Origin of the sequence: Nocardioides albidus, assembly GCF_006335005.1 — a bacterium.
GTDB classification, from domain to species: Bacteria; Actinomycetota; Actinomycetes; order Propionibacteriales; family Nocardioidaceae; genus Nocardioides; species Nocardioides albidus.
The window spans coordinates 36,975-48,232 of record NZ_VDMP01000014.1 but is presented as its reverse complement, the minus strand read 5'-3'; the positions used below and the strand labels follow the sequence as shown (position 1 = coordinate 48,232).

The window sequence follows — 11,258 nt, the reverse complement described above, 5'->3', positions numbered from 1 at the left end:
CGGCTGCGAGCACTTCTTCGTGGTGACCGCCGACCCCGCCGCGCCGTCACCGATCGAGGGCACCGAGACCTTCGGCCAGGCCCTGGCCGGCCAGGCGCCGACCTTCGACACGGTCCAGGTCTCCGACGAGGACACCGCCGTCATCCTCTACACCTCCGGCACCACCGGGCAGCCCAAGGGCGCCGAGCTGCGGCACCGCAACATGCGTGACAACGCGCTGCTCGGCAAGGACCTGTTCGGTGCGGACGCGGCCCGGCCCGACACCTTCCTGTGCGTGCTGCCGCTGTTCCACTCGTTCGGCCAGACCGTCATCCAGAACGGCGGCTTCGCGTTCGGTGGCACCGTCGTGATGCTCCCGCGGTTCGAGGCGGCGCCGGCGCTCGCGCTGATGCTCAAGGAGAAGGTGACCTACTTCGCCGGCGTACCGACCATGTACTGGGGCCTCCTCAACGCGCTCGACGAGACCGTCGACGTCAAGGCGCTCGCCGCGAACCTCCGCGTCGCGGTCGCCGGCGGCGCCGCGCTCCCGGTCGAGGTGCACCACCAGTTCGAGGAGCGCTTCGGCGTCACGATCCTCGAGGGCTACGGCCTGTCCGAGACGTCCCCCGTCGCGAGCTTCTCCAAGCTGGGTTCGACGCCTCGCGTCGGCTCGATCGGCACCCCGGTCCCCGGCGTGGAGATGAAGCTGCTCGAGCCGGACACCTGGGACGAGGTGAAGGACCCCGATGGGATCGGGGAGATCGCCATCAAGGGCCACAACATCATGAAGGGCTACTACAAGCGGCCCGACGCCACCGCCGACGCGATCAGCGAGGACGGCTGGTTCCGCTCCGGCGACCTCGGCCGCAAGGACGCCGACGGCTGGTACTACATCGTCGACCGGTCCAAGGACATGATCATCCGCGGCGGCTTCAACGTGTACCCGCGCGAGATCGAGGAGGTCCTCCTCACCCACCCCGCCCTCTCGCTGGCGGCGGTGATCGGCGTCCCGCACGAGAGCCACGGCGAGGAGATCAAGGCGTTCGTCATCCTCAAGCCCGGCGCCAGCGCCACCCCCGAGGAGATCGTCGCGTGGGGCAAGGAGCAGATGGCGGCGTACAAGTATCCCCGCATCGTCGAGGTCGTCGAGAGCCTGCCGATGACCGCCACCGGCAAGATCCTCAAGCGCGAGCTGAGCTGACTGTCGAGTTGCCCCAACCTCACCGTTGAGTTGCCCCAACCTCACCGTTGAGTTGACGCAACCGCGAACTCGACGGTGGGGAACCGGCAACTCGACGGTGGGGGACCGGCAACTCGACCGGTCAGGCGAACGGGTTCGGCAGCGCGCCGGGCAGCTTCGCGAGCAGTTCGCGGGCCTGGGTGGCGACCTTGTGCTCGACCAGCACTTCGTAGCGGGTGGCGACGACCGAGCTGACCGAGGAGAAGTCCCGCCGGCCCCGGGTCACGGCGTAGCCGGCCAGCGCGAAGATGACGCCGAACGCGATGCCCATCAGCACGGTCGAGGCGATGATCGCCCAGGTGTCGCCGGTGCCGAAGAAGCTGAAGAGCACGCCGACGAACAGCCCGAACCACAGCCCGCTCATCGCGCCGCCGGCGGCGACGCGGCCGCTGGTGAGCCGGCCGGTGATCCGCTCGACCTGCTTGAGGTCGGTGCCGACGATCATGCAGTTCTGCACGGGGAAGTCCTGGTCGGAGAGGAAGTCGACGGTGCGCTGCGCGGTGGCGTAGTCGTCGTACACGGCCAGCGACTGGGGGAACTCGAGCGCCAGCAGGGAGCGCGAGAACGCGCCGGGAGTGGGGTTGCTCATGTGTCCAGTCTGCCCGGCGCGTCCAGGGACCGGGCGGCGTCAACTGCCCTCGACGACCTCGAAGATCCGGTCGGCCACCAGGCCGTGGGCCTCGCGGTGGACCCGGGCTGCGGCCTCGGCGTCGGGCGCCTCGACGAGGCAGAAGACCTTCCCGGCGGCCTCGTCGACCCAGTAGTTCTTGTACTCGACGCCGTACTGGCCCTGGATCCGCAGGTCCTCGGCGTGGGCGCCCGCGACGTCGGCGGCCGTCGCGCCTTCGGGCATGGTCTCGTGCACGTCCATGAAGAGTGCCATCGTTTCGCTCCTTGGTTCGGTGGATGTCTGTCACACTCAGACTCGTGGCTCGGTCGCCGGTGGACCATGACCGTGCCCCCGAGGTTCCTGACCAGGACCCCACGGACGCGCTCGGGTCCGCCCTGGACGACCTGCAGGTCGGCGGCGCGATCTTCCTGCGCGCCCACTACAGCGAGGGCTGGGCGTTCCGGTCCGTGCCCAACGCCGACATGGGCGCCCTGCTGGCGCCCGAGGCGCGGCGGATCGTGCCCTTCCATGTGGTCGACGCCGGCCGGTGCTGGATCGAGGTCTCCGACGAGCGGTACTGGGCTGAGGCCGGCGACGTGATCGTCCTCCCGTACGGCGACCGGCACCGCATGGGCGGCACCCAGGACGCCGTCGTGGTCGACGTCGGGGGCCTGGTGCCGCAGCCGCCGTGGACCCGGATGCCGTTCATCGAGCACGGGCAGGGCGGTGCCCTGACCCACATCGTGTGCGGCTACATCACCTGCGACGACCCCCTCTTCGACGCCGAGCTGGGCGCCCTCGCGCCCGTGATCGTGGTCCGGCCCGAAGGGGCGGCGGCGCAGTGGGTGCGGGCGAGCGTGGACTTCGCGCTGCAGCGCACCGGGCTGGTCGACGACGCGCATGCGGAGACGCCCGCGCAGCTCGTGCGGCTGTTGCTCATCGAGGTGCTGCGCCTGCACCTGGCGAGCGTCCCCGCGGCCGACCGGGGCTTCGTGCGCGCGCTCCACGACCCGGTGGTCGCGCCCGCGATGGCCGAGATCCACCGCGCTCCGGAGGTCCGGTGGACGGTGCGCACCCTCGCCGCGGCGAGCAACGTCTCGCCCTCGCTGCTCGACGACCGCTTCCGCAGCGTCCTGGGGATGCCTCCGATCCGGTACCTGACGTCCTGGCGGATGCACCGTGCCCAGCACCTGCTGTCGACCACCGACCTGGGCGTGGCGTCCATCGCGCGCCGGGTCGGCTATGAGTCGGAGGAGGCGTTCAGCCGCGCGTTCAAGAGGAAGCACGGGGTTGCGCCGAGCCGGTGGCGAGGTGCGCGTCCGCGACGTACGCCGGGAATCGGCAGCGGGAACCCCGGCCACTAGACTGCGGGCCGTGGCCCGAGTCGTCGTAGCTGTCATGCCGAAGCCCGAGATCCTCGACCCCCAGGGGAAGGCCGTCCAGGGCGCACTGCCCCGGCTGGGCTTCACCGGCGTGACCGACGTCCGCCAGGGCAAGCGGTTCGAGATCGAGCTCGAGGGCGAGGTCACCGACGCGCTGCTGGCCGAGGTGGAGAAGATGGCCGAGACGCTGCTCTCCAACCCCGTCATCGAGAACTACACCGTGAGCGTCGAGCAGTGAAGGTCGGCGTCGTCACCTTCCCGGGCTCGCTCGACGACGTCGACGCGCAGCGCGCGGTCCGGATCGGCGGCAACGAGGCGGTCGCGCTCTGGCACGGGGACGCCGACCTCAAGGGCGTCGACGCCGTCATCCTGCCGGGTGGCTTCTCGTACGGCGACTACCTGCGCTGCGGCGCGATCTCCCGGTTCTCGCCGGTCATGGACAGGGTCGTCGAGGCCGCCCACGCCGGCATGCCGGTGCTCGGGATCTGCAACGGCTTCCAGATCCTCTGCGAGTCCCACCTGCTGCCCGGTGCGCTGATCCGCAACGACCACCGCAAGTTCGTCTGCCGCGACCAGCTCCTGCGCATCGAGAACAACCGCACCCCCTGGACCTCGGCGTACGACCACGGCCAGGAGATCCGGATCGTCCTCAAGAACGGCGAGGGCGGCTTCGTCGCCGACGCCGAGACCCTCGCCCGCATCGAGGGCGAGGGCCAGGTCGTGGCGCGCTACCTCGAGCTGAACCCCAACGGCTCCCTCGACGACATCGCCGGGGTGAGCAACGAGCGCGGCAACGTCGTCGGCCTGATGCCGCACCCCGAGCACGCCGTCGAGGAGCTCACCGGCAGCGGCCTCGACGGGCTCGGCTTCTTCACCTCGCTGGTCGAGACCGCCTTCGCCTGACCTGTCCTCGGCCGGCGGTCCGGTGCCGGCTCAGTCCCCGGTGGGGGAGAGTCGGCGGTTGAGCCCGGCGCGGCCGACGACGTACGCGCCGAGCGCGGCGAGCACGACGCCGAAGACGGGCGGCACGCCGAACTCGGTCTCCTTGGCGATCCACGCGACGGCGCTGGCGAGGGCGTAGACCGCGAGGTTGGGGACGTTGAGGGCGGGCAGGGGCTCGCCCTCGGGCATCCCGCCGCGGCGCCAGCGGGCGAAGTAGTCGCCGATGACGACGCCGCCGAGCGGCGGGATGAAGACGCCGAGCAGGACCAGATAGTCGACGAGGTGGTTCTGGACGCCGACCAGGGCGAGCACGGTGCCGATGACCGAGCCGCCGATCACGAAAGGTGTCTTGGAGGGCCTCGCGAAGAGCGCGGCCCCCGCGACGCCGAAGGCGTACGCCGTGTCCGCGTTCGACTTCCACAGGTTGCCGAAGAGGAGCACGAGGCCCCACGTCACCAGGCCGAGGTCGTAGAGGACCAGGACGAAGTCGCCCTGCCCGAAGGTCATCGCGCCGGTGGCGCCGAAGAAGATCATCAGGCCGTTTCCGATGAGGAAGCCGATGACGCAGGCGAGGAGGGCCTGGCTGCCCGTGCGGGCGAAGCGGGTCCAGTTGGGGGCCTGGGTGCCGGCCGAGACGAAGGTGCCGACCACGGTCGTGATCGCCACCGCCACGGTCATCGACCCGTTCGGCTCGACGTCGGCCAGGCCGGACCAGCCGCCGACCTCGTCGAGGGAGCGGAACAGCACCCAGAACGCGAGGATCAAGATGAGCGGGGTGGAGATGGCGGAGACCCAGTACATGCCGCGGTAGCCGTAGCAGGCGGTCAGGCACATCAGGACGCTGGTCGCGATCATGACCGTTGCCTTGGCGAGATCGGACTCCCACTCGAAGGCCTGGGCGGTGAGATCGCCGATGGTGCCGATAACGACGCCGTACCAACCGATCTGGGTGCCGCCGAGGAGGATCGAGCCCAGCTTGCTGCCGCGGTTGCCGAGGACGTAGCGGGCCATCACGACGGTCGTCAGGCCGGTGTTGGCGCCGATCCAGCCCAGCAGTGCGACGTAGGTGCCGAGGATCAGCGAGCCGAGCAGGATCACCCGCACCAGCTCGCCCAACGGGAACGCGGAGCCCAGTTGGGCGCCGGCCAGCATGGTCGGGGTGAAGACGGTGAACCCGAGCAGGACGACCGCGAGGGATACGAAGGACTTGCGCGCGTGGGCGGGGACCGGCGTGACCGGATAGTCGGGATCGACGACGGCGGCGGTCGAGGCGCCCGGCTGCACCGGGTTGTCGGACAGCGTCATGCCTCCTCCCCGATGTCCTCGGCCCACAGGTCCGGCTTCTCGCGCATCATCGTGGCCATCAGCTCCTTGCAGGCCGGGTCGTCGACGACGTCCACGACGACGCCGCGCGAGCGCAGCCAGGACTCCGACGCCTCGAAGCTGAGGTTCTCTCCGACGACGATGCGGGGGATGTCGTAGAGCACCGAGGTGCCCGCGCACATGAAGCAGGGGGAGAGGGTCGTGTAGAGCGTGCTCGCCCGGTAGACCTTCGAGCTGAGGCGGCCGGCGTTCTCGATGCAGTCGGTCTCGCCGTGCCGGATGGCCGAGCCGAGCTGGACGCGGCGGTTGCGTCCGACGGCCAGCACCTCTCCCTCGTGGACGAGGGCCGCCCCGATGGGGATGCCGCCCTCCTTCCAGCCGATCCTGGCCTGCTCGATCGCGAGATCGAGGAACCTGCGGTCGTCGTCGGTGATCATGGGGACCTCCAGGTCGTTCGGTTGACGGGTGTGGCTCACATCACCAGAGGCGAGCGGCGGCCACAAGGGACATACTGACCGGCATGACCCCGCACTCTCCGGACGGATCGTCCTGATGGGGGCAACTCTCGCCGAGGTGCTCGCCCTGCCTTCGTTCCGGGCTGCCCAGACCGAGGTGCTGCACGGCGACGCCGAGCGGGTCCGGGTGCGCTGGGTGCACTCCTCCGAGGTGTTCGAGATGGGCCCCCTGCTCGCCGGCGGCGAGGTGCTGCTGACCACCGGTCTCGGCCTGCACGGGCGCACCGCGGACCACCTGGCGTCGTACGTCGACCAGCTGGCCGACGCGGGCGTGGCGGCTCTGGCGCTGGAGCTCGGCCGGACCTTCTTCGCCGTCCCGGAGCCGATCCTCGCCACCGCGCGACGTCGGGATCTCGCGCTCCTGGCGTTCCCCACGATGGTGCCCTTCGAGCGGATGGTGGAGGACTTCCACGAGCTGCTGGTACGCCGCCGGGTCGCGTCGGGCGGGGACGCCGGGGACGCCGGCTGGCGGGCGCTGACCCAGGTGGTGATCGAGGAGCGCGGGCTGCGCGCCCTGCTCGACGAGGTCTCCCGGCTGGCCGGCTGTGCCGTCGAGCTGCGCGACCCGGACGGCCAGACCGTCGAGCGGAGCCGGATCGCGTCGGTCTCCGAGGAGGACGTCGGCGTGTCCGCTCCGGTCCGCGGCCCGGCCGGCCCGCTCGGGACGCTGCGGCTGCTCGGCGAGGAGAGCGCGGACCGGACGCGGCTGGCGGAGGTCGCGGCGCACGCCGTCGCGCTCGAGGTGGGCCGGGGGAGCGGTCCCGGCCATCGGCCGGGACCGGCCCAGTCCCTGCTGTCCGACCTGGTGGCCGGCGTCGTCGCCTCGCGTGCCGACGTGCTCGCCCGGCTCGCCGCGCTCGGCTGGCCGCCGCAGGAGGGCCGGCACCTCGTCGTCGCCGCGATCGAGGTCGACTCCGCCGTGCCGCTGACCGATGCCGTCGCTGCCACCGAGGCGGCCTTCCACGAGGACGAGCGCAGCGATCCCGCCGTGCTCGTGGGGCTCAGCGGGGCACACCTCGTCGTGGTGCACCGAGGCGGCCGGCGACCGGTGCCGGCCCAGGTCCGCGACGAGCTGCGAGCCGCCCACGACCGGCTGGCCGCGCGCCTGCCCGGAAGGGTGCTGGTCGCGGCCGCCACGCCGGTCGCGGATCCGGGCGACCTGGCGCTCGCCGTCGCCCGGGCCCGGCAGGTGCTGCGCACCGCCCGGCGCTACGGCCGGCGCGACGGCGTCGTGATGGAGCGCGACGTCGCGGCGCACCGCCTGGTCACCTCGTCGGTGGAGCCCGCGGTCATGCGTGCCTTCGTCCGCGAGCAGATCGGCCCGCTCGTCGACCACGACCGCGAGCATCGGACCGAGCTGCTGCGCACGCTCGACGCCTACCTCGCCTGCTCGCTGTCCAAGGCCCGCACGGCGCAGCTGCTCGGGATCCGCCGGCAGTCGCTCTACGACCGGCTGGCCCGGGTCGAGCGGCTGCTCGGCGTCTCCCTCGACGAGCCCGACCACCGCACCGGCCTCGGCCTCGCGCTCCTCGGCTGGCGGATGCGGACCGGGCTCGACCCCCAGGTCGGCTTCGGCGGGTGAGACCGAGGCCGCCCGAGGCTCAGCCGCCGGAGGCCAGCAGGGACGCCCAGTTCTTCTTCGTCCAGCTGTCCTTGACCTTCTGGCCGGCCTGCGCCTGCCAGGCGTGGATGCCGACGCGGAGTCGCTTGTTGTACTTCTTCGACATCTTGCCGGAGTAGAGGCCCTTGCCCTGGAGCAGGCACTTCAGGGCGCGGACCTGGCGCGGCTTGGCCTTGCGGGGCGTGATCTTCTTGTACTTGGCCAGGCTGGTCTTGACGCCGCCGCAGCCGTAACCCGCCACGTCGCCGAGCTCGAGCCAGTTGCTGTCGATGTTGATGGTCACTCCGCCCCAGGTCTCGTTGTGACCGCCCTTGAACTGCTTCATCCGATTGCCGGGGCGCCAGCCGTCCTCGGCGATGTAGCTCGTCGAGGTGTTCGCGACGCCGTCCCAGCGCGCGATCCAGATCCGGTCGGGGAGGACGACATCGGCGCGGGCCGCGATCCGGGCCCGGTCGAGGATCCGCATGCCGGACCCGGCGCTGGAGTAGACGCCCGAGACGTAGCCCAGCTGGCGCACCCGCGTGGTCCAGGCGCTCAGGAAGGCGAGCGCGGACTCTCGGCAGGTGTCGTTCTTGTAGTCCGACCAGCCCTCGAGGTCGTACCACAGGGTGCTGCCCGGGACGATGCCCAGCGCGGTCGCGGCCGCCACGGCGGAGTCGGCCTCGGCCGAGCCCTGGGCGCGCGCGGCGGCGTACCCGCCCGCGGCGTCGTTGACGATGGTCGGGTCGATGGCGGCGCCGTAGCGCGGGAAGCGACCGACGCACGACGACTGCGGTCCGAGCGTGATCGGCAGGATCCGCCAGCCCTTGGAGAGCTGGGTCGCGACCCAGGTGGGCGTCAGGTTCTTCTGGGTCTTGCAGAAGCGCGAGGCACCGGAGATGTAGACGCCGACGGCGCGGTACGGCGAGTGCGCCAGCCAGGCGTCCATCTTGGCCTGCGACTGGGTCTCGCACTGATCGAAGCCGAGACCCGTGAAGTTGCCCGGGGTGACCGGGTTCGCCCGGTTGGCCGAGGTCGCGGCCAGGTCGACCGGCGCGTCCGTCCGGCTCGCGGGGGAGCCCAGCGGCGCGAGCACCAGGGCGAGCAGGACGAGGAGGACGCCACCCGCCGTGCCGGCGAGCGGCACGCGGAGGCGGGGATGGGACGACGGGACGGGCCGGGAAGGCATCTCGGACTCCAGGGGAAGAGGGGTCTGGTGGGTAAAGGCCGAGTCACGATAACCACAACATTCACAGCAGTAACAGAGCCTCGGACGAACTACAGGTCTGTAATTCGCGCGACGGCCCGCGGACCGTCCCGATCAGGGTCATCGGGCCCGTGGCGGATATCCTTAGCGACCGTGGCCGACACCGCTCCCGCACCTGCCCTCGCCCATGATCAGCAGAGCCTGCTCGACACCGTGGCCCGGGCGAAGGGTGATCCCGACCGGGAGCAGCCCTGGTCCGAGCTCGGCCTGAAGGCCGACGAGTACGAGCGCATCCGCGAGATCCTCGGCCGGCGCCCCACGGGCGCGGAGCTGGCGATGTACTCGGTCATGTGGAGCGAGCACTGCTCCTACAAGTCCTCCAAGGTGCACCTCAAGCAGTTCGGCGAGCTGGCTCAGGAGACGCCGATCGGCCCGATGCTCGCCGGCATCGGCGAGAACGCCGGCGTCATCGACATCGGCCAGGGCTACGCGGTCAGCTTCAAGGTCGAGTCGCACAACCACCCGTCGTACGTCGAGCCCTACCAGGGCGCCGCGACCGGCGTCGGCGGCATCGTCCGCGACATCATCGCGATGGGCGCCCGCCCGATCGCGGTGATGGACCCGCTGCGCTTCGGCCCCCTCGACGCCGACGACACCCACCGCGTGCTGCCCGGGATCGTGGCCGGCGTCGGCGGCTACGGCAACTGCCTCGGGCTGCCCAACATCGGCGGCGAGGCCGTCTTCGACGAGACCTACCTCGGCAACCCCCTCGTCAACGCGCTGTGCGTCGGCGTGCTGCGCCACGAGGACCTCCACCTCGCCAAGGCGTCCGGCACCGGCAACCGCGTCATCCTGTACGGCGCCCGCACCGGCGGCGACGGCATCGGCGGCGTCTCGGTGCTCGCCTCCGAGACCTTCGACGCCGACGGCCCGGCCAAGCGTCCCAGCGTCCAGGTCGGCGACCCGTTCATGGAGAAGCTGCTCATCGAGTGCACCCTCGAGCTCTTCGCCGCCGGCGTCGTGGCCGGCATCCAGGACCTCGGCGGCGCCGGCCTGTCCTGCGCCACCTCCGAGCTGGCCTCCGCCGGCGACGGCGGGATGCGCTGCGAGCTCGACCGGGTCCCGCTGCGCGACTCGACGCTCTCGCCGGAGGAGATCTTGATGAGCGAGAGCCAGGAGCGGATGATGGCGGTCGTCGAGCCCGCCGACGTCGCCGCCTTCCTGGCGATCTGCGCCAAGTGGGACGTCGAGGCCGTCGACATCGGCGAGGTCACCGACACCGGCCGGCTCGAGATCACCTGGCACGGCGAGACCGTCGTCGACGTGCCCCCGCGCACCGTCGCCCACGACGGCCCGGTCTACCAGCGCCCGTTCGCCCGCCCCGACTGGCAGGACGCCCTGCAGGCCGACGGTGCCGAGAGGCTCGCCCGGCCCGCCACCGGCGACGAGCTGCGCGCCACCCTGCTCCAGCTGGTCGCCAGCCCCAACCTGTGCGACAAGTCGTGGATCACCGACCAGTACGACCGCTACGTCCGCGGCAACACCGTCCTCGCGCAGCCGGCCGACTCCGGCATGATCCGCGTCGACGAGGAGACCCACCTCGGCGTCTCGGTCTCCACCGACTGCAACGGCCGCTTCGCCAAGCTCGACCCGTACGCCGGCGCCCAGCTCGCGCTCGCCGAGGCCTATCGCAACGTGGCGACCGGCGGCGCCGTGCCCCTCGCGGTCAGCGACTGCCTCAACTTCGGCTCGCCGGAGGACCCCGACGTGATGTGGCAGTTCGCCGAGGCGTGCCGGGGACTCAAGGACGCCTGCGCCGAGCTCGGCATCCCGGTCACCGGCGGCAACGTCAGCCTCTACAACCAGACCGGCGAGACGGCGATCCTCCCGACGCCCGTCGTCGCCGTGCTCGGCGTCATCGACGACGTACGCCGGCGCACGCCGTCGTCCTTCCAGGCGCCCGGCGAGCGGGTGGTCCTGCTCGGCACCACCCGCGAGGAGCTGTCCGGCTCCGAGTGGGCCCACGTCGCGCACGGCCACCTCGGCGGCCTGCCCCCGAAGGTCGACCTGGGAGCCGAGCGCAGCCTGGCCCGGCTGCTCCAGGACCTGGTCGGCGTCGCCACCAGCGCCCACGACCTGTCCGACGGCGGGCTGGCCCAGGCGCTCGCCGAGGCGGCCATGGTCAGCGGCATCGGCGCCCGGGTCGGCCTCGAGGGCGACCCGTTCGTCGCGCTCTACGCCGAGTCCACCGCCCGCGCCCTGGTGACGGTCGCGGCCGAGGACGTCGACGAGCTGCGCGCGCTGTGCGCCCGCCACGACGTCGCGATGACCGAGCTCGGCACCACCGGCGGCGACAGCCTCGCCGTCGAGGGTGTCTTCGAGGTGCCGCTGGCCGAGCTGCGCGACGCGTGGAGCGCCACCCTCCCGAACGCGCTCGCCTGACGGTCCGCGATCCAGCCT

General features: G+C 71.6%; 11 protein-coding genes. 6 read left to right on the top strand and 5 right to left on the bottom strand.

The window, feature by feature from the left end:
* Positions 1–1,180: AMP-binding protein (locus tag FHP29_RS02405; protein WP_139621342.1), on the top strand; the 1,180-nt coding region annotated here is incomplete at its 5' end.
* Positions 1,181–1,301: 121 nt separating this feature from the next.
* Here the strand turns inward: FHP29_RS02405 and FHP29_RS02400 are convergent.
* Positions 1,302–1,808, bottom strand: coding sequence for a YflT domain-containing protein (locus tag FHP29_RS02400; protein ID WP_139621274.1), 507 nt, complete (start codon positions 1,806–1,808; stop codon positions 1,302–1,304).
* A 39-nt stretch (positions 1,809–1,847) separates the two neighbouring features.
* On the bottom strand, positions 1,848–2,102 hold the full coding sequence (locus tag FHP29_RS02395; RefSeq protein ID WP_139621273.1) for a DUF4242 domain-containing protein: 255 nt from the start codon (positions 2,100–2,102) through the stop codon (positions 1,848–1,850).
* A 44-nt stretch (positions 2,103–2,146) separates the two neighbouring features.
* Here FHP29_RS02395 and FHP29_RS02390 point away from each other — a divergent pair, with 44 nt between their 5' ends.
* The 3 genes from FHP29_RS02390 to purQ are packed head-to-tail and all read left to right on the top strand — an operon-like array spanning position 2,147 to position 4,114.
* Positions 2,147–3,193: an AraC family transcriptional regulator gene (locus FHP29_RS02390; protein ID WP_240044253.1), complete on the top strand. Its 1,047-nt coding sequence runs from the start codon at positions 2,147–2,149 to the stop codon at positions 3,191–3,193.
* 10 nt (positions 3,194–3,203) lie between these two features.
* Positions 3,204–3,449, top strand: coding sequence for a phosphoribosylformylglycinamidine synthase subunit PurS (purS, locus tag FHP29_RS02385; RefSeq protein WP_139621271.1), 246 nt, complete (start codon positions 3,204–3,206; stop codon positions 3,447–3,449).
* Complete coding sequence (purQ, locus tag FHP29_RS02380) at positions 3,446–4,114, top strand: phosphoribosylformylglycinamidine synthase subunit PurQ (RefSeq protein ID WP_139621270.1); 669 nt, start codon at positions 3,446–3,448, stop codon at positions 4,112–4,114. Before purS ends, purQ begins: the two co-directional genes overlap by 4 nt.
* Positions 4,115–4,144: 30 nt before the next feature.
* Here the strand turns inward: purQ and codB are convergent, their stop codons facing one another.
* Entirely contained in the window at positions 4,145–5,458 is a 1,314-nt protein-coding gene (gene codB / locus FHP29_RS02375; protein ID WP_139621269.1) for a cytosine permease, read from the bottom strand.
* Positions 5,455–5,913 carry a nucleoside deaminase gene (locus tag FHP29_RS02370; protein WP_139621268.1) on the bottom strand — a complete coding sequence of 153 codons (459 nt, stop codon included), beginning with the start codon at positions 5,911–5,913 and terminating at the stop codon, positions 5,455–5,457. Before FHP29_RS02370 ends, codB begins: the two co-directional genes overlap by 4 nt.
* A 115-nt stretch (positions 5,914–6,028) precedes the next feature.
* Between FHP29_RS02370 and FHP29_RS02365 the strand changes: the two genes are divergently transcribed.
* A complete protein-coding gene (locus tag FHP29_RS02365) occupies positions 6,029–7,573 on the top strand; it encodes a PucR family transcriptional regulator (protein ID WP_139621267.1) in 1,545 nt (514 codons plus the stop codon).
* A gap of 19 nt (positions 7,574–7,592) precedes the next feature.
* Here FHP29_RS02365 and FHP29_RS02360 read toward each other — a convergent pair whose 3' ends face one another.
* On the bottom strand, positions 7,593–8,780 hold the full coding sequence (locus tag FHP29_RS02360; protein ID WP_139621266.1) for a glycoside hydrolase domain-containing protein: 1,188 nt from the start codon (positions 8,778–8,780) through the stop codon (positions 7,593–7,595).
* A gap of 219 nt (positions 8,781–8,999) precedes the next feature.
* On the opposite strand from FHP29_RS02360, the gene purL reads away from it, so the two are divergent.
* Positions 9,000–11,240 carry a phosphoribosylformylglycinamidine synthase subunit PurL gene (gene purL / locus FHP29_RS02355; protein ID WP_139621341.1) on the top strand — a complete coding sequence of 747 codons (2,241 nt, stop codon included), beginning with the start codon at positions 9,000–9,002 and terminating at the stop codon, positions 11,238–11,240.
* Positions 11,241–11,258: the final 18 nt, after the last annotated feature.

Bases quoted from the DNA above. Each gene is read 5' to 3' on its own strand.
- FHP29_RS02400 (WP_139621274.1), bottom strand. From the start codon at position 1,808: ATGAGCAACCCCACTCCCGGCGCGTTCTCGCGCTCCCTGCTGGCGCTC.
- FHP29_RS02395 (WP_139621273.1), bottom strand. From the start codon at position 2,102: ATGGCACTCTTCATGGACGTGCACGAGACCATGCCCGAAGGCGCGACG.
- FHP29_RS02360 (WP_139621266.1), bottom strand. From the start codon at position 8,780: ATGCCTTCCCGGCCCGTCCCGTCGTCCCATCCCCGCCTCCGCGTGCCG.
- codB (WP_139621269.1), bottom strand. From the start codon at position 5,458: ATGACGCTGTCCGACAACCCGGTGCAGCCGGGCGCCTCGACCGCCGCC.
- FHP29_RS02365 (WP_139621267.1), top strand. From the start codon at position 6,029: ATGGGGGCAACTCTCGCCGAGGTGCTCGCCCTGCCTTCGTTCCGGGCT.
- FHP29_RS02370 (WP_139621268.1), bottom strand. From the start codon at position 5,913: ATGATCACCGACGACGACCGCAGGTTCCTCGATCTCGCGATCGAGCAG.